This is a genomic window from Microbacterium sp. NPDC090014 (assembly GCF_044748285.1).
Classification (GTDB): Bacteria; Actinomycetota; Actinomycetes; order Actinomycetales; family Microbacteriaceae; genus Microbacterium.
This window is the reverse complement of the sequence record NZ_JBIVFS010000001.1, coordinates 2,594,480-2,615,103: the sequence shown is the minus strand read 5'-3', so window position 1 is coordinate 2,615,103 and position 20,624 is coordinate 2,594,480. Positions and strand designations below refer to the sequence as shown.

17 protein-coding genes and 1 tRNA gene are annotated in these 20,624 nt (G+C 68.8%); 10 read left to right on the top strand and 8 right to left on the bottom strand.

Features of this window, described 5'->3' with window-relative positions; genetic code table 11:
* Nucleotides 1–190: 190 nt before the first annotated feature.
* A tRNA-Ala gene (locus ACIPV5_RS12520) sits at nt 191–263 on the bottom strand.
* Nucleotides 264–421: 158 nt separating this feature from the next.
* Between ACIPV5_RS12520 and ACIPV5_RS12515 the strand changes: the two genes are divergently transcribed.
* From ACIPV5_RS12515 to ACIPV5_RS12500, 4 genes are read left to right on the top strand one after another with little or no spacing between them, the layout of a single operon-like run.
* Complete coding sequence (locus ACIPV5_RS12515) at nt 422–811, top strand: GNAT family N-acetyltransferase (protein ID WP_400341275.1); 390 nt, start codon at nt 422–424, stop codon at nt 809–811.
* Nucleotides 812–852: 41 nt separating this feature from the next.
* Nucleotides 853–1,917: an NAD(P)-binding domain-containing protein gene (locus ACIPV5_RS12510; protein WP_295105685.1), complete on the top strand. Its 1,065-nt coding sequence runs from the start codon at nt 853–855 to the stop codon at nt 1,915–1,917.
* A gap of 57 nt (nt 1,918–1,974) precedes the next feature.
* Nucleotides 1,975–2,631: an SDR family oxidoreductase gene (locus ACIPV5_RS12505; protein WP_053096566.1), complete on the top strand. Its 657-nt coding sequence runs from the start codon at nt 1,975–1,977 to the stop codon at nt 2,629–2,631.
* Between the two features lie 4 nt (nt 2,632–2,635).
* Nucleotides 2,636–3,823, top strand: coding sequence for a glycoside hydrolase family 3 N-terminal domain-containing protein (locus ACIPV5_RS12500; RefSeq protein ID WP_400341132.1), 1,188 nt, complete (start codon nt 2,636–2,638; stop codon nt 3,821–3,823).
* Between the two features lie 22 nt (nt 3,824–3,845).
* Here ACIPV5_RS12500 and ACIPV5_RS12495 read toward each other — a convergent pair whose 3' ends face one another.
* Genes ACIPV5_RS12495 through ACIPV5_RS12485 form a run of 3 tightly spaced genes read right to left on the bottom strand, consistent with a single transcriptional unit; the run spans nt 3,846 to nt 6,424 of the window.
* Complete coding sequence (locus ACIPV5_RS12495; RefSeq protein ID WP_400341273.1) at nt 3,846–4,715, bottom strand: 3-methyladenine DNA glycosylase; 870 nt, start codon at nt 4,713–4,715, stop codon at nt 3,846–3,848.
* A gap of 7 nt (nt 4,716–4,722) precedes the next feature.
* Complete coding sequence (locus tag ACIPV5_RS12490; protein ID WP_056278907.1) at nt 4,723–5,748, bottom strand: App1 family protein; 1,026 nt, start codon at nt 5,746–5,748, stop codon at nt 4,723–4,725.
* Between the two features lie 4 nt (nt 5,749–5,752).
* On the bottom strand, nt 5,753–6,424 hold the full coding sequence (locus ACIPV5_RS12485) for a DedA family protein (RefSeq protein WP_056278906.1): 672 nt from the start codon (nt 6,422–6,424) through the stop codon (nt 5,753–5,755).
* A 41-nt stretch (nt 6,425–6,465) separates the two neighbouring features.
* Between ACIPV5_RS12485 and ACIPV5_RS12480 the strand changes: the two genes are divergently transcribed.
* From ACIPV5_RS12480 to ACIPV5_RS12470, 3 genes are all read left to right on the top strand, one after another.
* Nucleotides 6,466–7,791, top strand: a complete 1,326-nt coding sequence (locus ACIPV5_RS12480) for an anthranilate synthase component I family protein (protein WP_400341130.1) — start codon at nt 6,466–6,468, stop codon at nt 7,789–7,791.
* 33 nt (nt 7,792–7,824) lie between these two features.
* Complete coding sequence (gene leuS, locus ACIPV5_RS12475) at nt 7,825–10,401, top strand: leucine--tRNA ligase (protein WP_053099152.1); 2,577 nt, start codon at nt 7,825–7,827, stop codon at nt 10,399–10,401.
* 107 nt (nt 10,402–10,508) lie between these two features.
* Complete coding sequence (locus ACIPV5_RS12470) at nt 10,509–11,114, top strand: helix-hairpin-helix domain-containing protein (protein WP_400341129.1); 606 nt, start codon at nt 10,509–10,511, stop codon at nt 11,112–11,114.
* A gap of 48 nt (nt 11,115–11,162) precedes the next feature.
* On the opposite strand, the gene ACIPV5_RS12465 is transcribed toward ACIPV5_RS12470, so the two are convergent.
* Nucleotides 11,163–12,437: an FAD-dependent oxidoreductase gene (locus tag ACIPV5_RS12465; RefSeq protein WP_400341128.1), complete on the bottom strand. Its 1,275-nt coding sequence runs from the start codon at nt 12,435–12,437 to the stop codon at nt 11,163–11,165.
* A gap of 360 nt (nt 12,438–12,797) precedes the next feature.
* On the opposite strand from ACIPV5_RS12465, the gene ACIPV5_RS12460 reads away from it, so the two are divergent.
* On the top strand, nt 12,798–15,089 hold the full coding sequence (locus tag ACIPV5_RS12460; RefSeq protein WP_400341126.1) for a ComEC/Rec2 family competence protein: 2,292 nt from the start codon (nt 12,798–12,800) through the stop codon (nt 15,087–15,089).
* Between the two features lie 40 nt (nt 15,090–15,129).
* The gene (holA, locus tag ACIPV5_RS12455; RefSeq protein ID WP_053096547.1) at nt 15,130–16,167 is read left to right on the top strand and encodes a DNA polymerase III subunit delta; all 1,038 of its coding nucleotides are present in this window, start codon (nt 15,130–15,132) and stop codon (nt 16,165–16,167) included.
* Between the two features lie 127 nt (nt 16,168–16,294).
* On the opposite strand, the gene rpsT is transcribed toward holA, so the two are convergent.
* Nucleotides 16,295–16,555: a 30S ribosomal protein S20 gene (rpsT, locus tag ACIPV5_RS12450; RefSeq protein WP_053096545.1), complete on the bottom strand. Its 261-nt coding sequence runs from the start codon at nt 16,553–16,555 to the stop codon at nt 16,295–16,297.
* Between the two features lie 236 nt (nt 16,556–16,791).
* On the opposite strand from rpsT, the gene ACIPV5_RS12445 reads away from it, so the two are divergent.
* Nucleotides 16,792–18,057, top strand: coding sequence for a nitrate/nitrite transporter (locus ACIPV5_RS12445; RefSeq protein WP_400341125.1), 1,266 nt, complete (start codon nt 16,792–16,794; stop codon nt 18,055–18,057).
* On the opposite strand, the gene ACIPV5_RS12440 is transcribed toward ACIPV5_RS12445, so the two are convergent.
* Both ACIPV5_RS12440 and ACIPV5_RS12435 read right to left on the bottom strand, forming a co-directional pair.
* The gene (locus ACIPV5_RS12440; protein ID WP_400341124.1) at nt 18,008–18,775 is read right to left on the bottom strand and encodes an alpha/beta fold hydrolase; all 768 of its coding nucleotides are present in this window, start codon (nt 18,773–18,775) and stop codon (nt 18,008–18,010) included. The genes ACIPV5_RS12445 and ACIPV5_RS12440 overlap by 50 nt on opposite strands.
* A gap of 83 nt (nt 18,776–18,858) precedes the next feature.
* Nucleotides 18,859–20,571, bottom strand: a complete 1,713-nt coding sequence (locus ACIPV5_RS12435) for an ABC transporter family substrate-binding protein (protein WP_053096539.1) — start codon at nt 20,569–20,571, stop codon at nt 18,859–18,861.
* Between the last annotated feature and the right edge of the window lie 53 nt (nt 20,572–20,624).

Genomic DNA, 20,624 nt, shown 5'->3' with positions numbered 1-20,624 from the left:
TCCACCTCGTCGAAGACCGTCTCGGTGACGAAGACGGCCTGGCCTTTCTATCCGGCGCAGCGGACGATGGCAAGTCCCTGGCGCTCTGCCATGGGCGGCCCTTCGCCGATGACGAGGGCGCCCGCGCGCGCCGGTGTGTCGGATGAACGAGAAGAAGGCCCCGCGATCTCTCGCGGGGCCTTCTATCGGGTGGACCTGGGGGGACTCGAACCCCCGACCCCCTGCATGCCATGCAGGTGCGCTACCAGCTGCGCCACAGGCCCAGAACTGCTTCCTCACTGCTCGAAGCAACTTGAACAGAGTACTACACGGATCGCGCGCAACACCAATCGGCGCGGGGCCCCCGGGCGCGTCGCATTAGGCTGACCGCATGACGACGATCACCGCCACCGTAGAGGCCGACTTCGATGAATAGTCCGGTCTGTGGCGCGGGTATCTGACCTTTTACGGCACGGAGCTCCCTGACGAGATCACGACCGAGTCGTTTCGGCGGATCGTCGAGGGGCGGGATCTGCACGGAGCGGTCGCGCGCGACGGCGACGGGCGCGCGATCGGCATCGTGCACTGGCTCACGCACCCGGCGACGTGGAGCACATCGCCCTACTGCTACCTCGAAGACCTCTATGTCGACGGCGAGTCCCGAGGCTCCGGGGTGGGGCGGCTGCTGATCGCCCACGTGCGTGACTGGGCTGTCGAGAACGGGTGCGAGAAGGTCTACTGGCTGACGCAGGAGACCAACATGACAGCCCGCGCGCTCTACGACAACGTGGCGACGCACACCGGGTACACGCACTACCAGATCGCCCTCTGACGCCCCGGAACAACCGCGTGATCGCGGGTGTTGTCATCATCGTGAGCATCCTGGACAGCGTCGTGATCGGCGCCGGTCAGGCCGGTCTGTCGGCCTCCTTTCATCTGACCCGTCTGGGCATCGGTCATGTCGTGCTCGACTCGGACTCCGAGCCCGGAGGCGCATGGCGGCACCGGTGGGATGCTCTGACGATGCGCGACGTGCACGGAGTGGCGGAGCTGCCGGGGGATTCTCCACCGCCGCGAGACGGGCAGCGCGCCAATATGGCCGTGCCGGCATACTTCGCGGCGTATGAGCGCGCTCATCGCCTGCCGGTGATCCGGCCCGTGGGAGTCGACCGGGTGGTCGACGAGGACGGCCTCCTGGTCGTGCGCGCGGGGGAACAGGAATGGCGCAGTCGGACGCTCGTCAACGCGACCGGGACGTGGACTCATCCGTTCCTGCCGCACTACCCGGGGATGGAGACGTTCCTCGGCGAGCAGCTGCACACGGTCGACTATCCGGGACCAGAGCACTTCGTGGGCAAGCGCGTCCTCGTCGTCGGCGGGGGCGCGTCGGCTGTCCAGTTCCTCGGAGCTCTGGCGCCGATCACCGACACACTCTGGGTGACGCGGCGTGAGCCGGTGTGGCGCAGCGACGACTTCACGCCCGAAGCAGGAGCAGCCGCTGTCGCGCTCGTCGAGCGACGGGTCGCCCAGGGGCTGCCTCCCGAGAGCGTGGTGAGCGTCACAGGGCTCATGCTGCGGCCGCAGGAACGGGAGGCGGAGAGGCTCGGCGCCTACGCTGCTCGCCGCCCGATGTTCTCGCGCATCGAGCCGGACGGCGTCCGCTGGGCCGACGGCACCTTCGAGCGGGTCGACGTCATCCTCTGGGCGACGGGGTTCCGCCCGGCGATCGCGCACCTCGCGCCGCTGCACCTCCGCAGCGCGGCCGGGGGCATCCAGCTCGACCGCGGCGGGCGGGGGACGACCGCGGTGCAGGACCCGCGGATCCAGCTCGTCGGCTACGGTCCGTCGGCGAGCACGATCGGTGCGAACAGGGCGGGACGCTCAGCGGCGAAGGGCGTCCAGCGGGCGCTGGCCGTCGCATCCGTCCGGAGCCCCTGAGCGATCTCGGCCCAATCGTCCCGAGCTGAGGTCGGCGAGGGCGCGTAGGGTGAAGACATGTCGCGAATCATCGTCTTCGGCGGCCACGGCCGCATCGCACTGCTTCTCGCTCCTCTTCTCGTCGAGCGGGGTGACGAGGTCACCTCGGTCATCCGCAATCCCGACCACGTCTCGGAGGTCGAGGCGACAGGGGCGCATGCGCTCGTCGCCGACGTCGAGACCCTCGACACGTCTGAACTCGCGGAGATCATCCGCGGTCACGATGCCGTCGTCTGGTCGGCCGGGGCCGGTGGGGGTTCCGCGGATCGCACGTACGCCGTCGATCGTGACGCGGCGATCCGCACCATGGATGCCGCAGAGGCGGCGGGCGTCATGCGCTATGTCATGGTCTCGTGGATCGGTTCGAAGGCCGATCACGGAGTGGCTGAGGACGACGGGTTCTTCGCCTACGCGGATGCGAAGTGGGCGGCGGACGAGCACCTGCGATCGACGGACCTCGACGGCACGATCCTCGGCCCCGGCACGCTCACGTTCGATGAGCCGACGGGCCGTATCCTGCTCGACCCGGACGGCAAGGGCGAGGTCGCGCGCGCCGATGTGGCGGCTGTGATCGCGGAATCTCTCGGCAACCCCTCGACGTTCGGTCGCACCATCCGATTCGGAAACGGCACGGCCGACTCCGGCGTGCCCATCGCCGACGCTCTCACCACCTGACCTCATGCTGCGACGTCGCTTCGGAGCGGTCAGTGCCGCGGCGTTCGTCGCCCTCGCGACGGCGGCCGCACCGGCCTCTGCCGCGGCTGTCGGCTCGGTGCAGGGCGGTCTCGCCCATGCGCAGATTTCCTCACCAGCAATCGGCGAGCACGCCGAGGCTCTCGTCGCCGAGATGACGACGGTCGAGCAGGCGGCGAGCGTCGTGATGGGGCACATCCCGACGACGGATGCCGGAGCGCTCCGCGCCTACATGCAGCAGGGCCTCGGCGGTTTCATCCTGATGGGAGCGAACATCCCGGCGACCTACGACGAGCTCCAGACCCTCACGTCTGCTCTCACGGTCGACCCCGCGCTGCCTCCGCTCGTGGCGGTCGATCAGGAGGGCGGGATCGTGTCGCGCCTCGTCGGCGATGGTTTCCCCGCCTCGACCGTCTTGAAATCGCAGCCGGTCTCCGACACGTCGTCGGCCTTCTCCGCCCGCGCGGCGCTGGTGGCGAGAGCGGGGATCACCGTGAACTTCGGCACGGTCGCAGACGTGACGTCCGACCCGTCGTCATTCATCTACGGCAGGGCACTCGGCACCGACTCCCAGACGGCCGCCGAGCGAGTCGCTGCCGCCACCACGGCGCAAGAGCAGATCATCGCCTCCACGCTGAAGCACTTCCCCGGTCATGGGGCGGCGCCGGGCGACTCCCACAGTGCTGTCCCTGCCACAGCCGAGACCATCGATGAGTGGCGTTCCACGGACGCGGTGCCCTTCGTTGCAGGTATCGAGGCCGGTGCCTCTCTGCTGATGTTCGGCCACCTGGCCTACACCTCGATCGATCCTGCTCCCGCGTCTCTGTCGGCGCGCTGGCACGAGATCGCCCGTGAACAACTGGGATTCGACGGCGTGATCGTGACCGATGACCTCGGGATGCTGCAGTCCTCGGGGATACCCGAGTACGCCGACCCCGTGACGAACGCCGTGTCGGCGGTCGTCGCCGGGAGCGACCTCGTGCTGATGATCGCCGGTTCGACTCCCGACACCGCCGGCCAGATCGTCCGCGGGCTCGCGGATGCGGTCGATGCGGGGGTGCTGCCCGCCGATCGGCTCGCCGACGCGGCCACCCGCGTGATGACGTTGCGCCTGCAGTCGACGTCGGCGACCACCGACTGGGCACCGTGCCCGGAGTGCGAGCCGGCGGACTGATCGCTCAGCCCGCTCACGCCGGTCAGCCCGCGAGCGTGACGGCGGTGGTGGAGCCGAGCCAGGCATGCAGCAGCTCGCCGCGCAGATGCCCACCGCGCTCTGCGAACACGCGCTGCCGGCGGACGTACTCCGCCTTGCCCTCGGTCGTCTCGATCGGTACGGGCTCGACACCCCACGGTGCCAGGTCGTACGGCGCGGCCTGCATGTCGAGAAGGCGGATGTCTCTTGCGAGCTCGAAGGTGTCGAGCAGAAGTTCGCCGGGCACGAGGGGGCCCAGCTTGACCGCCCATTTGTACAGGTCCATGCCGGCATGAAGGCATCCGGGCTGCTCGAACAGGGGCTGCTCGTCGCGGGTCAGCTCCGTGCGGTTGCGAGGCACGGCCGCGGGTGTGAAGAACCGGAAGGCATCGAAGTGGGTGCATCTGAGGTCATGGCTCTCGACGACCAGATCCGTTGCGTCCTGCCCAAGACGCAGGGGCACCGCGTGTCTGTGCTCGTCTGCTCGATAGACCATCGCCCACTCATGCAGTCCGAAGCATCCGAACTGCCCGGGTCGAGAGGCGGTGCGACGCAGCATCCGCTCGATGAGGCCGGCGAGGTCTGCCTTCTCGCGCGCGAAGGCAGCGGCATCCGGCACCGCACCGGCTTCGGTCGCGCCGGGGGAGTACCACCGCCAGGTCAGCCGCTCGTCGGCCTCCTCGAGCTCGACCCCGGCGCCGGGGTGCCACCGACGCAGCTGCGCGGGCTTGTAGCTGTAATAGGTGAACAGGAAGTCCCATACCGGGTGCTTCTCGCCCCGCGCGGCTCGTTCCCGATGCTCAGCCGTGAGGGCGTCGGCTCTCGTCTGGTGCGCTCGTTCGCGTTCCAGCCAGTCGGTCCGCGCCAGCGTCATGGTCACCTCAACGGAGGATGCCGGCTTTGCCGAGCAGGTCACGGAGCCCCGCGCCGTCCTCGGCACTGACCCAGGGGGCGACGTCGTCGGAGTGCGGCTCGTGGCCCGCGCGACCACCGGCGAGCACGGCCTCGGCCGGGAGCAGCCGACGGATGGCGACGCCGGCGACGGAGTCGGGGTGCTCATCCATAAACTCGGAGTAGATCGCCTCGTCGTGCTGGCCGTCGTCGCCGATCAGCAACCATTTCACGTGCGGGAACTCCGTGGCCAGGCGACGCAGGTTGGTGAGCTTGTGCTCGCGTCCGCTGCGGAACCATCGGTCGTGGGTGGGGCCCCAGTCGGTGAGGAGCATGGAGCCTGCGGGGAACAGGTGGCGCCCGAGGAACCGGCGGAGAGTCGGGGCGACGTTCCAGGCTCCGGTCGAGAGGTAGACCATGGGAGCACCGGGATATTCGCGGAGCACCTGATCGAGCAGCACGGCCATGCCCGGCACGGGGATGCGCGCGTGCTCGTCGACGACGAAAGAGTTCCAGGCGGCGATGAAAGGTCGGGGGAGGGCGGTGACCATCACGGTGTCGTCGACGTCGGAGACGACCCCGAAGTGGGTCGACTCGGCCACGATGAACGCGGTCGTCTCGACCGGGTCCTGACCCTCGACGGAGAACGTGAAGGTCTGCCATCCTGGCTCGAGCTCGGCGTGCACGACCGAGTCGATCACACCGCCCCGGTCGGCGACGACATAGTGCACCGAATCGCCGATCTGCACGGCGACCTTCGCGAAGCTCACGGGGATGCCGACGAAGCTCCGCCAGCCGCGGACGCTGGCCGGCTCGCCGTCCTTCGTGCTCCGTGCGGGAGGGACGATGAGAACGCGACCGACGACACGCACCCAGCCGGGCCCGCCGTAACCGGGGAACGGGAGGATGGTCGCGGTGCGGCCGCGACGGCGCGCTCGCCCCTCGCGCCACACGTGGAGGCGGTGTTCGAGGCGCGCGAACCAGTGGATCCGGGGCGCCGGAGGTGACGAAGCCATTGCTTCAGTCTTTCACGTCGGTCGAGTCCTTCGCGTCGGAGATGTCGAGATGGCGCGCCTCGAGGCGCGAGATCACCTTCTTGCCCACGAACACGGCGACGAGGAAAAGGGCGATGATGCCGACGAAGATGTATCCGGCGTAGTGCACCCGGTCGGCGAGCTCATCGAAGCTGCCGGCGGCGAGCGAGGTGATGCTCACGTAGGCCGTCGCCCAGAGCAGGCAGGCCGGCGCCGTCCACGCGAGGAATCGGCGGTAGGAGTAATGGCTCATCCCCACGGTCAGCGGCACGAGGGAGTGCAGCACCGGCAGGAACCGCGAGAGGAAGATGGCGATGCCGCCGCGGCGGGCGAGGTAACGCTCCGCCCGCACCCAGTTCTCCTCGCCGACGCGTCGGCCGACCCAGGAGGCACGGATGTGCGGGCCGACCCACCGCCCGAGCCAGAAGCCGATGCTCTCGCCGATCAGCGCGCCGACGACGACCGAGACGACCATCGCCACGGCCTGAGGGAGGCTGGTGATGCCGATGGACGCGACGAGTACGACAGTGTCACCGGGGAATACGAGCCCGATCAAGACGCTCGTCTCCAGCATCACGGCGAGCCCCGCGACGAGGGTGCGAGTGATCGGGTCGATGGACCGCATGAAGTCGATCAGCCACGGCACCAAGTCGTCCACCCCTTGAGAATACGGGAGTGCACGCCGCCTAGGCTGAGAACGTGCCCGAACCTCTGAGCGCCCGCGTCCTGCCCGATCGGGTGACGCCTGACGCGCTCTTCCTCGCCCTCGAACGGTCGTGCGCCGACCTGTTCTGGCTCGACGCCGGGGCGGACGCGACGGAGGGATGGAGCTTCGTCGGGACGGGCGATCCGGCGTCGTTCCCCGGTGAAGTGCGGATGGATGCCCGCACGGCCGCCGCGCATCCCGGTCCTCCGCTGCGGGGCGGGTGGGTCGGCTGGTACGACTACGAGACCGGCGCCCGAGCAGCGGGAGCACCCGTATCGGAAGCCGCTGACGAGCCCGGCGACGCCTGGTTGCGGGTCTCCCGGCTGGCGGCGTTCGATCATGCGACCGGCACCGTATGGGTTGCCGCAGCCCATGCCGATCTCGACGAGTGGAGCGCCGTCGTCGCTCGTGTCACCCCCTCCGCCGTGCCGCGCGGGGAGACGGTGTTCAGTGCGCCCTCGTCCGTACGCAGCGAGGCGCGACACACTCCGACGGAGTACGCAGGACTCATCGAGCGCTGCCGCGAGCTCATCAGAGCGGGGATCGCCTACCAGCTCTGTCTCACCACCCGGTTCACCGTTCCGGGGGAGCACGACGGAGTCGCGGTGTACCGACGCCTCCGTGCCGCAACTCCGGCGCACCATGGCGGCTTCATCCGGATCGGCGGCCGCTCCTTGCTCAGTGCGAGCCCCGAGCAGTTCCTCCACGCTGAAGGCGGCGTCATCCGCACGCGGCCGATCAAGGGGACGCGGCCCCGCGGCGCAGACGCCGCGCACGATGCCGAGCTCGCCGCCGAGCTCGCGGCGGACCCGAAAGAACGGGCTGAGAACGTCATGATCGTCGATCTGATGCGCAACGATCTGTCGAGGGTGTGCCGACCCGGGTCGATCCGGGTCGAGGCGCTGTGGGCCGTGGAGACGTATCCGGCGGTGCACCAGCTCGTCAGTACCGTCAGCGGCACGGCGGCCGCGGGCACGACGGCGAGCGAACTTCTCGCAGCGACCTTCCCGGGAGGCAGCATGACAGGCGCGCCGAAGCTCTCGGCGATGACGCGCCTGCATGAGCTGGAGGGAGGGCCTCGCGGTATCTACGCCGGGTGCTTCGGTTACATCGGCGATGAGGGGTCGCTCGACCTCGCGATGGTCATCCGCAGCATCGTGATCGACGGTACGGGCGCTGTGGTCGGCGCAGGCGGGGGGATCACCTGGCGATCGGTCGCCGCCTCGGAGGTCGCCGAGGTCGCGACGAAGGCTCGGGCGCCGCTCGCTGCGCTGGGAGTGGAAATGCCCGCGGCCTGGGCTTCCGATATCCTGAACTGATCCCCTTTTCCCTTCAGATTGGTCGTGCGTTCGTTGTCTGAGAACCTGTCCACCTCTCCCGTCGCCGAGGAGACCTCCTCGGCGCACGCTATCCAGGCCAAGTGGCAGAAGTACTGGGCGGAGAACGAGACGTTCCTCACCGGCGGCGACGATGACAAGCGGCCCCGCCGCTACGTGCTGGCGATGTTCCCCTACCCCTCCGGCGACCTGCACATGGGGCACGCGGAGAACTACCTGTATTCGGACATCGTGGCCCGGTTCTGGCGCCACCGCGGGCACAACGTGCTCAACCCGATCGGCTGGGACTCCTTCGGGCTGCCTGCGGAGAACGCGGCGATCCGTCAGGGTGCGGATCCCCGCGAGTGGACCTACCAGAACATCGCTCAGCAGAAGCAGGCGTTCCAGAACTACGGCGTCTCGTTCGACTGGTCGCGAGTGCTGCACACCTCCGACCCCGAGTACTACCGCTGGAACCAGTGGCTGTTCCTGAAGCTGCACGAGCGCGGTCTTGCGTACCGCAAGAAGAGCGCGGTCAACTGGTGCCCGAACGACCAGACCGTGCTCGCGAACGAGCAGGTCGTCGACGGCCGTTGCGATCGCTGCGGTGCCGAGGTCGTGAAGAAGAAGCTGACTCAGTGGTACTTCAAGATCACGGACTACGCCGACCGGCTGCTCGATGATCTGAACCAGCTCGAGGGCTTCTGGCCGCACAAGGTGCTGCAGATGCAGCGCAACTGGATCGGACGCTCGATCGGCGCCGACGTCGACTTCCGCATCGAGGGGCGCGACGAGCCCGTCACCGTGTTCTCGACGCGTCCTGACACCCTGCACGGAGCGACGTTCTTCGTCGTGGCCCCCGACTCCGACCTGGCGTCGGAGCTCGCAGCGGATGCTCCGGCCGACGTGCGTGAGCGTTTCCAGAAGTACCTGGCCGATGTGCAGAAGACCACCGACGTCGACCGACAGGCCACCGATCGCCCGAAGACCGGGGTCTTCCTCGAGCGGTACGCGATCAACCCGGTCAACGGCGAGAAGCTGCCGGTCTGGGCGGCGGACTACGTGCTGGCCGATTACGGTCACGGAGCGGTCATGGCCGTGCCGGCGCACGACCAGCGAGACCTGGACTTCGCCCGCGCCTTCGACCTGCCCGTGAAGGTCGTCGTCGACACGACGGCGCCGGTCACCGGTGCGATGCCGGTCATCGAGGTCGATGAAGAGGGCGTGCCGATCGACACCGGCGCGGCGCTCGACGAGCAGAACCCCGCCTCCACCGGCATCGCTCTGACGGGAGAGGGCCGGATGATCAACTCCGGACCGCTCAACGGTCTGTCGAAGCGCAATGCGATCGCCCGTGCGATCGAGCAGCTCGAGGCGTCCGGCACCGGGCGCGCCGCCAAGAACTACCGTCTGCGGGACTGGCTGATCTCGCGTCAGCGCTTCTGGGGCACGCCGATCCCGATGCTGCACGCGGAGGACGGCCGGATCATCCCCGTGCCCGAGGAGCAGCTGCCGGTGAAGCTGCCCAGCGTCGAGGGGCTCGACCTCAAGCCCAAGGGATCGTCGCCGCTCGGCGCCGCTGAGAGCTGGGTCCGCACGGTGGATGCCGCCAGCGGTGACCCCGTTCTGCGGGATCCGGACACGATGGACACGTTCGTCGACAGCTCGTGGTACTTCCTGCGATTCCTGTCGCCGAACAGCGACACGGTCGCGTTCGACCCGGCTCAGGCCGCCCGCTGGTCGCCGGTCGACTCCTACATCGGCGGCGTCGAGCACGCCATCCTGCACCTGCTGTACGCGCGATTCATCACCAAGGTGCTGTTCGACATGGGGCTGATCGACTTCACCGAGCCCTTCTCGAACCTCATCAACCAGGGCATGGTCCTGCTCGACGGCGCCAAGATGTCGAAGAGCAAGGGCAACCTGGTGCTCTTCGAAGAGGAGCTCGACGCCTACGGCGCCGATGCGCTACGCGTGGGTCTCGCGTTCGCCGGACCGGTCGAAGACGACAAGGACTGGGCCGACGTCTCGACGACCGGTGCGCAGAAGTTCCTGGCCCGCGCGTTGCGCATCGCCCACGAGGTGTCCTCTCCTGTCGACGTCGTGTTCGCGGGCGGAGATGCGGCGCTGCGTCGAGCCACGCACAAGCTGCTGGCAGATGCTCCTGGGCTCGTCGAGCAGACGAAGTTCAACGTCCTGGTCGCGCGCCTGATGGAGCTGGTCAACGTCACCCGCAAGACGATCGACGGTGCCGCAGGCGCCGCTGATCCGGCGGTGCGTGAGGCGGCCGAGACCGTCGCCGTGATGCTCGATCTGATCGCCCCGCACACCGCGGAGGAGATGTGGGAGATCCTCGGACACGAGCCGTCCGTCGGGCTCGTCACCTGGCGCTCCGCCGACCCGGCGCTGCTCGTCGAGGACACCGTGACCGCCGTCGTGCAGGTGGGCGGCAAGGTCCGCGCTCAGCTCGAGGTGCCCGCGCGCATCGGCGAGGCCGAGCTCGAATCGCTCGCCCGTGCCGACGAGCGGGTCATTCGCTCGATCGGCGACCGCGAGATCGTCAAGGTCGTCGTGCGCGCCCCGAAGATCGTCAGCATCGTCGTGAAGGGCTGACCGACCGCGTAGCCAGCCGCTCTGCACATCCGGCCGCCCACGGGGGTTCTCCCCGACGGGCGGCCGGATGCATGAGAGGCGTCCGTTCGCTGGCATAGCGTTGCGGAATGCCCGAATCCGCCGCTTCCTCACCGGCGCCGCGCCGGTTGCGGCTGGGGGTCGGCGCCGCCGTCGTGCTGGCGCTCGTCGTGCTGTCCGCGGCCGTCGGACTCGGACTGATGCGGGGGCAGGCCGTGCCGACCGAATCGGTGCCGTTGGCCACCGAGGCCGCCGAGAGCGGCGGATCGACGGGAGAGCTCTACGTGCACGTGCTGGGCGCGGTCGAGCATCCGGGACTCTATGTCCTCGATCTCGACTCCCGGCTGGTCGATGCGGTGGCGGCGGCCGGCGGGACCACTGACGATGCCGACCTGACCGCGGTCAATCTCGCCCGCGTGCTCTCGGACGGCGAACAGATCAGCGTGCCGGTCGTGGGTGCCGCAGCCGCGGAGGGGCCGCCGGGAGCAGGCGCGCCCGCGGACGATCTGGTGGATCTCAACACCGCAGATCAGGCGGCGCTCGAGACTCTGCCGCGCATCGGCCCCGCCCTGGCCGAGCGGATCATCGCCTGGCGTGACGAGAACGGTCGGTTCACATCGGTCGATGACCTGCTGTCGGTCCCCGGCATCGGAGAGAAGCTGCTCGCCGGCATCCGCGACGGTGCGCGGGTGTGATGCGCGGTCTGCGGGCGCTGTCTCTCTCTCGCCTGAGTCAGAGCGTCGTCAGCTGTGCAGCGACGTGCCGCTTCTCGAAGCCCCCGAGTCGGTCAGGACGGCACGTGCGGCATGCTCGCCGGAAGCGAGGGCGCCTTGGATCGACGCGGTGTCTCTGTGATCCCCGGCTGCATACAGCCGCTCGGCGTAGCGCGGCGATCGCGGTGGGCCGAGCGGTGCCGGTTGGGCAGGCAACGCGTCGAGGATGTCGTCGCGCCGGATCAGCTGCCACGCGCTGATGTCCGTACCCCAGACCTCTTCGAGGTGGCGGCGCACGTCGAACTCGTCGGCGGGTGCGCCGCCACGCGGCAGCAGGCAGGTCGCGGCGATGAGGTGACGTCCGGCCGGCGCATACGAGGGCACGGTGTGCGTCATCACGACGGTGTTCACGACGGGGCCTCTACCTCGGCCGTCGACGGTGAGCAGTGCGGATCCGCTGGGAGGTTCAGTGGCGGCGAACCACCACGTCTGCAGACCTCTCGTGACCGGACGGGCGAGACCGGTGAGCTCGCTGACGGCTTCGGCGCCGACTGCGACCACCGCCCGAGCCGCTCGCACGGAGTCGCCGTCGCTCAGCCCCACCGTGATCTCCTCTCCTCCTGCTGAGATGCCTCCCGCGCGCGCCCCGAAACGGATGTCAGTACCCGCCGCGCGCGCGTGCGCGGCGAGCTGCTCGGGGACAGCGGCGATCCCCTGTGTGGGAAGCCCGGGTCGGCCGAGCGCGAAGTAGCGTACGAGCAGTCGCGCGAAGGCGTTCGACGTCTCGCCGCCTCTCTCCGCCAGAACCCCGGCGAGAAACGGCTCGAGTACAGCGGTGCGAAGCGGGCCACGAAGCCCCGCGGCATCCCATCCCTCGCGCATGGTGGCATCGTTCCGAGCCAGATGCGAGAGCGGACTCACCAGTGCCGGCGCGGCCCAGCGTGCCAGCGCGACGGCATCCCGACCGCTCACCAGGCCGCTGCGCAGAGACGTGACGATCGACAGCGGATGCCGAAGCGGATGCCGCAGCTCGGCCACCCCGTCCGTCGTGCGCACCCGCACGCCCACAGGGAAGCTCCCGAGCGCGAGTGCGTCGAGATCGACGCTGCGCCGAAGTGCCGGGTAGGCCGGGTTGAGGACCTGGAACCCGCGGTCCAGCCGGAAGCCGTCGATGATGTCGGTGCGCTGGCGTCCGCCGACCGCATCCGCGGCCTCGAGGACGACGACGTCGAGTCCGTGAGCGGAGAGCAGTCCCGCGCAGCGGAGCCCTGCGAGGCCGGCGCCGATCACGATCACGTCATGCATTCGCGATGACCTCTCCTCGGCGCGTCAGAAAGTCTCGCACCAGAGTCAGGCGAATGGGCTGGTGCTCTGCGGTGTCGCGTACGTCGACCATTCCCCGAGTATGCCTGAGTCGCTCGGTGTGGTGGAGACTGTCGGCTGTCGGAACGACCCGCGGTCGGTGAATCGAAGTGCCAGCGGTCCACACTCAGAGATCATCGCTTCGCATTCGGCGCTCCTGCACGCCGCGTCGGCATCGTTGTGTTGTCCACCGACCGGGGGGCGGGTGCGCTGCGAGGTGGTCGCACGCCCCTACGTTGTCCTGATGCACCGGCTGCCGATGAGATGCGACCCGCGGGTTCGACCGCGCGATGACGCGCGGGTATGAGCCGGGATCTGCGTCTGCTGCCGATCGCAGGCGGAGTGTGGGTGGTCGCCCTGGTCTGCGTGTTCGTGCCTCCAGCTGCGCAGTGGTGCCTTCTCGGTGGCGTGCTGGGGGCGGCGGCGTCGCTGTTGTGGATGCTGCGGCGGTCGTCCGCCGCGGCGTCCATGGCCGGGGTGGTGCTCGTGATGCTCGCCGCGATCGCCGCTGTCTCCGTCACTGTTCTTGCCGCGACACCGGCGCGCGAGGGCGCCGCGTCGTGGGACGGACGTGTGGTCGAGGTGACGGGGGAGGTCAGCACCTCGGCGTCGGTCGGTCGGGATGGGCGCCTGTGGATGGAGGTGCAGCTCACGCGCATCGGGTCGCCGGGGTCGGTGCGGGCGGCGTCGGCTCCGGTGCGGGTCGGCATCGATCCGGCCGAGGGGTTCGATCTCGGCGCCACAGTCCGGGTGAAGGGAGAGGCGGCGGCGACGGATCCGGGGGAGAGGGCAGCGCTCGTCGTGTTCGCGAGCGAGGCGTCGGTCGAGGAGCCGGCATCCGGGGTCTTCGCGGTCGCGGCCGGATTGCGCAGCGCTTTCATCGACCGGGCGCAGCGACTTCCCGAGCCCGGAGCGGGTCTGCTTCCCGGACTCGCAGTCGGCGACACCCGCGCGGTGTCGACCGAGCTGAACGATGACATGCGCACCAGCGGTCTCAGCCACCTGACGGCGGTCTCCGGAGCGAACTGCGCCATCGTCGTCGGGGCGGTGTTCTGGTTGGCTGCGCTGTGCGGCGCCGGACGGGGGACTCGAGTCGTCGCGGCCGCTCTCGGTCTCGCGGGCTTCGTCGTCCTCGTGACGCCGGAACCCAGCGTGGTCAGGGCGGCGGTCATGGCGGGTGTCGCGATGCTGTCACTGCTTCTCGGGCGGCCGAGCGCGGGTGCGGGGATGCTGGCGCTCAGCGCGAGCGGCATCCTGATCGCCGACCCGTGGCTGGCCTCGACTGCGGGATTCGCGCTCTCGGTCTCCGCATCGGGTGCGCTGATCCTGCTCTCGCCGTCGCTCACCCGCGGACTCGCGCGATTCATGCCGCAACCTCTCGCTCTCGCGATCGCCGTGCCGACGTCCGCACAGCTCGTGTGCGGCCCCGTCATCGCCCTCTTCGCAGAGCAGCAGTCTCTCGTGGGGCTCGTGGCGAACCTGCTGGCTGCGCCCGCGGCGCCGATCGCCACTGTCATCGGCCTCCTCGCGTGTCTCGCCGCTCCGGTGGGCGTTCTCGCCGACCTTCTGGCGGCGTCGGCATGGCTGCCCGCCGCGTGGATCGCGCAAACGGCCAGCATCACGGCCAGGCTGCCGTTCGCTCAGATCGCCATGGTGCCCGGCATCGCCAGCGCCGTGCTGGTCGGCGTCGTGAGCGCGGCGATCGGGGTGATTCTCGCCGATGGGTACCGCGCGGTGCCGGTCGTCAGGGGTGTCGCAGCGGCCGTGCTGGCAGTCGCGCTCGCCCTGGGCGGTGCGCATGTGGTGCTCAACGGTCCGCTGGCGAGCGCGACCACTCCCGACGAATGGTCGGTCGCCGCCTGTGATGTGGGCCAGGGAGACGCACTCGTCGTGCGCTCCGAGGGGGCGATCGCACTGATCGATACCGGGCCGGAACCGGAGCCGCTCGCCTCGTGTCTGCGCGAACTCGGTGTCGAACGCGTGGATCTGCTCGTGCTCACGCACTTCGATCTGGATCACGTCGGCGGGGTCGAGGCTGTTCAGGGGAGAGTCGAGGCGGTGCTGCATGGGCCACCGGGGGAGAGCGGTGACGAGCGGATGCTGCAGCACCTCGCCGACGGCGGTGCGACGGTCGGTCAGGCGGCAGCGGGCATGCGGGGTGACCTGGGCGCGGCGTCCTGGCAGGTGCTGTGGCCGCAGCGTGGGTCGGAGGCGTTCCCGCCGGGCAACGACCAGAGCGTGGTTCTGGAGATAGGTGGCGGCGGCGTACCCCGCTCGCTTTTCCTGGGCGACCTGTCGGGGGAGGCGCAGTGGATGCTGGAACGCACCGCGCATCTCCGAGGCGGCTACGCGGTGGTCAAAGTCGCCCATCACGGCAGCGCCGACCAGGACTTCCCGCTCTATCAGGACCTGCACCCGAGTGTCGCGCTGTTCAGCGTAGGCGTCGACAACGACTACGGGCATCCGCGAGCGGAGACTCTGGCATCGCTCGAAGCTGCCGGTGCGCGAGTGCTGCGGACCGACCAGCAGGGCCGTCTCCTCGTGGGCCTCGCGGGGGACGAGCTTCAGCTGTGGGCCGAGAAGCAGCCACCCTGACGACGGGGTCGACGTCTGTGGCCCCCGGTAGTCTGGAGGCATGGCTGCTTCTCGTACTCCTTCCCGCGGTGGGACCAAGGCAGCCAAGGTCCCGCAGGTGTCGTGGCGCGATCCGCGTCCGGCGCCGGTGGTGCTCGTGTTCGGCCCGGAGGAGGTCTGCGCAGAGCGCGCGATCGCCGGAGTCCGCGACTACCTCCGCACGGAAGACCCCGCGCTCGAGGTGACCGATGTCCGCGCTGATGACTACGCGCCCGGGACTCTCCTCGCGCTGACCTCGCCGTCGTTGTTCGGGGAACCCCGGCTGGTGCGCGTGTCGGGGGTGGAGAAGTGCTCGGATGCCTTCTTGCAGGAGGCTGTGTCCTACCTCGACCACCCGCAGGAGGGTGCGACAGTGATCCTGCGCCACACCGGGGCCAGCGTCCGCGGCAAGAAGCTGCTCGATGCGGTGCGCGCCGGGACGGGCGACGGCATCGAGATCCCGTGCCCGGCCATCAAGCGCGACGGCGACCGCGTCGACTTCGCTGCCGGCGAGTTCTCTGCGGCGAAGAAGCGGATCGCCCCGCCTGCGTTGCGCGCTCTGGTCTCGGCCTTCGCCGATGATCTCACCGAGCTCGCGGCGGCATGCCAGCAGCTGATCGGCGACGTCGAGGGCGATGTCACCGAAGAAGTCGTCACCAAGTACTACGGCGGGCGGGTCGAAGTCTCTGCCTTCGTCGTCGCTGACACGGCGATCGCCGGACGCTATGGCGAGGCTCTCGTGGCCCTGCGCCATGCCCTCGCCTCCGGCGCCGACCCCGTGCCGATGGTCGCGGCGTTCGCCATGAAGCTGCGCACCATGGCGCGCGTCGCCGGAAACCGCGAGCCGAGCCGTCAGCTCGCGCAGCGACTGGGAATGAAGGACTGGCAGGTCGACCGTGCGCGACGCGACCTCGCCGGATGGAACGAGCGTTCGCTGGGAATGGCCATCCAGGCGACGGCGCGCGCCGATGCCGAAGTCAAGGGTGCCGCCCGCGACCCGATCTTCGCTCTCGAGCGGATGCTCACCGTCATCGCCACCCGCCAGCCGTTCGGCGAGTGAGCGCGGTCTGACGCGCGGCAGCTGCCTCGTCCGTCGAGATCGCTGGCACACACGGTTCCGAGCACGCGAAAGAGCCCGCCCCGCGAACGGGACGGGCTCTTGTCACACCGTCAGGCGTGGAATCGACTCAGAGAGCGGAGACCTGCTTGGCGATGGAGGACTTGCGGTTCGCAGCCTGGTTCTGGTGGATGACACCCTTGCTGACGGCCTTGTCGAGCTTGCGGGAGGCAGCCTTCAGAGCAGCCTCGGCTGCAGCCTTGTCACCGGAGACGACAGCGGCGCGGGTCGCGCGGATGTGCGTCTTCAGCTCGCTCTTCACCGCCTTGTTGCGCTCGTGAGCCTTGTCGTTGGTCTTGTTGCGCTTGATCTGCGACTTGATGTTTGCCACGTGTGGACGCTTTCTGTACGGAGTTGTTAGGAAATGCCGGCAGAAGAAGAGGGCTTCCACTCGGCGGTCGTGAGGGAAGAACCCACACGCAAGCCAAGAACCAACTCTACCAGCATCCGGGCGGTTCACCCTAAACGAGCGAGGTGTCCTCGTCACTGATGCGGTGTCGGTGCGTGTGGGTGCACAATCATCAGTATCCCGACACTCGCGTCGCGACCCCGACGTCAAGGAGCGACATGAGCCCCGCCCTCCCATCCGGATCGCCGGTGTCCGCTCTGCGGAGAGTCGGACCGCCGTGGATGACCGTCTTCACGCTCGCCTGGCTGGCGATCTGGACGGTGCAGCTCACTCCGGTCCAGTTGCTCCTCCCCTTGCAGTTGAACACGTCTGAGAAGGACTGGATACCCGGCGTCATCTCGTCCGGGCTGGTGCTCGGCATCGGCGGTCTTGCAGGGATCGTCGCGGGCCCGCTGGCCGGGGCGCTGTCGGATCGCGCGGCCGTCGGACGGCGGCGTCGGCGACCATGGGCGATCGGTGGCGTGCTCGTCACCGCGCTGTTCCTCGTGGTGACCGGTTTCAGTGAGGGGCCCTGGGCCGTGGGAGGAGCCTGGGTCGGGGTGTCGATCGGCGTCGCGGTGTCGTCGGCCGCCTTCACCGCACTGATAGCGGACCAGCTTCCTCCGACGCAGCGTGGCGCCGCGTCCGCCGCCGTGGGCTCCAGTCAGGCGGTGGGCATCGTGCTCGGCGTCGGGCTCGTGGTGCTCCTCGGGCTCGGCATCCGTGAGGGGTACCTGATGCTCGCCGGGATCATCGCGACGGTGGGAATCGGTGCAGCGCTGCTTCTGCCCGATCCGCCCGCGGCCGTCGACGCGACTCCGGTGACGCGTGATCGTCATCTGCTGGCATCGCTGCGCGATCGGGATTTCGCCTGGATGCTGTCGGGCCGGCTCGTGACCAACATCGGCAACGCACTCGGCACTGCACTGTTCCTCTTCTTCCTGCTCCATGGTCTGCACCAGGAGACGACGGTGGCGCAGGACAACCTGCTGCTCCTGATCGTCGTCTACACGCTGTTCGTGGTGCTCGCATCGGTGTTCACCGGTGTGCTCTCCGATCGCACGGGCAACCGGCGTTCCCTCACGATCCTGGCGACCCTGGTGCAGGCGGCCTCCGGCGTCGTGATCGCCGTCGTGCCGACCTTCGAGGCGACGATGGTCGCCGCCGCGCTCATGGGGCTCGGCTACGGCGCGTTCTCGACCGTCGGACTCGCCTTCGCCGCCGACCTGCTGCCCGGCGAGAGGGACCACGCCCGTGACCTCGGCATCGTCTACGTCACGGCGGCACTCGGCCAGCTGATCGGCCCGGTGCTCGGGGCGGGGCTCGTCGCGCTCGTCGGGGGATTCTGGCTGGTGTTCGCAGCAGCCGCCGTGCTGTCGCTCGTGGGCGGTGCGCTCACGGCTCTGGCGAGGCAGCCGGCGCGGGATCCGCGGCCTCACCCGTAGCCTCGGATTCGATGGTCGCGACGGCCAACCGCAGGACGGCGTTGAAGATCTGCGGACGCATCGCCGTGACGAGGTGCGTGGTGCGCGGCACGACGATGAGCTCTGCGTGAGGCGCGAGCCGTCGGAAGAGGGCTTCGTTGACTCGCAGCTGATCCCACTGTCCGTTCACGAACCACAGAGGCACGCGGATGCGGGCGACCGCTGTCGCGAGATCGAGCGTGGCGAGATTTCGCAGTGCCGTGTCCTGGGTGTCCAGCGCATAGCCGCCGGCGGCGAAATCGGAGCGCGTCTCTTCGGGGATCGTCGCTTCGAGGATGCGTTTCGTGATCCACATCCCGCGATCGGGCAGCCGATCGACGGCGCGCGCGATCGCGCGATACGCCGCGAGACCGGCGCCTCGGGGGAGCGACGTGCACGACGCGGCGACGAGCCCCGCGACCCTCGGTGCCTCCGCTCCGCCGACGTAGGCGAGTGTCAGCAGGCCGCCCATCGAGTGCCCGACGAGCAGCACGGGACCTCGCGTCGCTGCGTCGCGCACCGCGACGTCGATGGTGTGGAGCGCCTCGTGCAGGGTGAAGTCCTCCTCCATCCGGGTGCCATGCCCGGGAAGGTCGACAGCGACGGCCCCGATGCCCTGCTCCTCGAGGAAGGCGAGTTGCGACCGCCACATCGTCGCGGACGTACGGATGCCGTGCACGAAGACGATCTGGACGCTCACGCGTTCAGCATAGAGAAAAGCGGGGCCGGTGGATGGACCACCGACCCCGCTGCGAAGCTCTGACGAGTCAGGCTCCGAATGGATTACTTCTCGTATCCCACGTTCTCCACCGGCGTGATGCCGAAGAGGTCGAGACCCACGTAGGGCTCGGGCGTGAGGTTGGCGAGGCCTTCCTTGACGGTCCAGATCTCCGGGCCGTTGAGGACCGGGATGATGCCCCAGGTCTTCGCGAAGATCTCGGACTCCATCTCCATGGCCTTCTTGGTCTGCTCGACCGGGTCGGAGATCGTCTCGAGCTCCTCGTGGATCATCGTGTCGATCTCCTCGGTGCCGGTGCCCGACAGGTTCAGGCCGCTGTCCGAGCAGTACAGCTGGCAGAACCAGGCGGCACCGAACGGGTCGGACGACGTGAAGTTGAGGAAGAAGATGTCACCGTTCTGCGTGGTGTAGTCCTCGGCGAAGTCGGCGGACGGGCGGGTGTCGATCGTCACCTCGACGCCGACCTCCTTCAGCTGCGCCTGAACGGCGAGCGAACGCGCGCGCGCGGTCTCGGTGTCGGAGTGCACGGGGAAGACGAGCGACAGGCGCTGGCCGTCCTTCTCGCGGATGCCGTCGGCACCGGCGACCCAGCCGGCCTCATCGAGGAGCTTGTTGGCACCCTCGGTGTCGCCGTCCTTGCGGCCGGCCTCCTCCAGCGCGTTGACATAGTCAGGCTGGAACGAGAAGAGGGTCAGGGACCCGGCGGGCTCCTCGGTGTAGTTCAGGCCGTTGAAGACGATGTCCTTGACCTGCTCGATGCTGATCGCCTCGAACACGGCCTTGCGGACCTCGAGGTCGGACAGCACCGGGTTGGTCGAGTTCAGCGTGAAGATCGCGTTCGCGGTCGCCTGACCCTTGTAGGTCTTGACGCCTTCGAGACCCTCGACCTGTGCGAGCAACTCGGCGCTGCCGGTCTCGGCCATGTCGACCTCGCCGTTGCGCAGTGCGTTGACCGCCGCGGTCGGCTCCATCTGGATGAAGGAGACCTTGTCGAGCAGCGGGGCGTTGCCCCACCACTTCTCGTTCGGGACGAGCGTGACGACGCCGCCGGTCTTGTCGAAGTTGTCGACCGTGTAGGGGCCTGCGGCCCATTCCGGGTGCCAGTCGCCGAGGAACGCCGTGTTGAACAGCTCAGGCGTGTTGACGGCCGGGTGCAGCAGCTGCGAGTAGACCATCTCGGGCCAGGCGAACTCGCCCTTGAAGGTCACGATGACGTCGCGGTCGTTCTCGCCGGCCTCGACGGACTCGATCTCCTTCCAGCCGTCGGTCGCGTTGGGCTGGTACTCCTCGTTCTCGCCGCTCTGGGCTTCCCAGGTGGCCTTGAACGCGGTGACGTCGATGGGCGTGCCGTCGTTCCAGACAGCCTTCTCGTTGACCTTGAAGTGCAGGACGGTCTTGCCGTCTTCGACACCGAAGGAGTAGTCGTCGAGGTATGCGTCGTTCTTCTTGACGGTGCCGTCAGGATCCATCAGCAGGATCTGGGGGCGGAACCACGTTCCGATCTGGGTGACGCGGGCGTCACCGTCGCTGTGGAAGTAGTTCAGCTGCTCGGCGATGTTCGAGACGGGGATGCGGAGTTCGCCGCCCTCTGCGAGGTTCTCGCGGGGCTGCGGGTTGTAGTCCGCGCCCTCGACCGTCTGAGCTTCGCCTTCACCGCTGTTGCCGCCGCCGTTGCCTGCCGGTGCGCACCCGCTCATGACGAGGGCGAAGGCGGCGCCGAGAGCAGCGATGCCCATCAGCTTCTGATGCCGTTTCATGGTACTCCTTAGTGCCTGTCGGCCTTACTTGGGATAGGGGCAGACTAACCCCG

Bases quoted from the DNA above. Each gene is read 5' to 3' on its own strand.
- ACIPV5_RS12505 (WP_053096566.1), top strand. From the start codon at position 1,975: ATGTCGCGAATCATCGTCTTCGGCGGCCACGGCCGCATCGCACTGCTT.
- ACIPV5_RS12495 (WP_400341273.1), bottom strand. From the start codon at position 4,715: ATGACGCTGGCGCGGACCGACTGGCTGGAACGCGAACGAGCGCACCAG.
- ACIPV5_RS12465 (WP_400341128.1), bottom strand. From the start codon at position 12,437: ATGCATGACGTGATCGTGATCGGCGCCGGCCTCGCAGGGCTCCGCTGC.
- ACIPV5_RS12435 (WP_053096539.1), bottom strand. From the start codon at position 20,571: ATGAAACGGCATCAGAAGCTGATGGGCATCGCTGCTCTCGGCGCCGCC.
- ACIPV5_RS12460 (WP_400341126.1), top strand. From the start codon at position 12,798: ATGAGCCGGGATCTGCGTCTGCTGCCGATCGCAGGCGGAGTGTGGGTG.
- holA (WP_053096547.1), top strand. From the start codon at position 15,130: ATGGCTGCTTCTCGTACTCCTTCCCGCGGTGGGACCAAGGCAGCCAAG.
- ACIPV5_RS12490 (WP_056278907.1), bottom strand. From the start codon at position 5,748: ATGGCTTCGTCACCTCCGGCGCCCCGGATCCACTGGTTCGCGCGCCTC.
- ACIPV5_RS12445 (WP_400341125.1), top strand. From the start codon at position 16,792: ATGAGCCCCGCCCTCCCATCCGGATCGCCGGTGTCCGCTCTGCGGAGA.
- ACIPV5_RS12470 (WP_400341129.1), top strand. From the start codon at position 10,509: ATGCCCGAATCCGCCGCTTCCTCACCGGCGCCGCGCCGGTTGCGGCTG.
- ACIPV5_RS12500 (WP_400341132.1), top strand. From the start codon at position 2,636: ATGCTGCGACGTCGCTTCGGAGCGGTCAGTGCCGCGGCGTTCGTCGCC.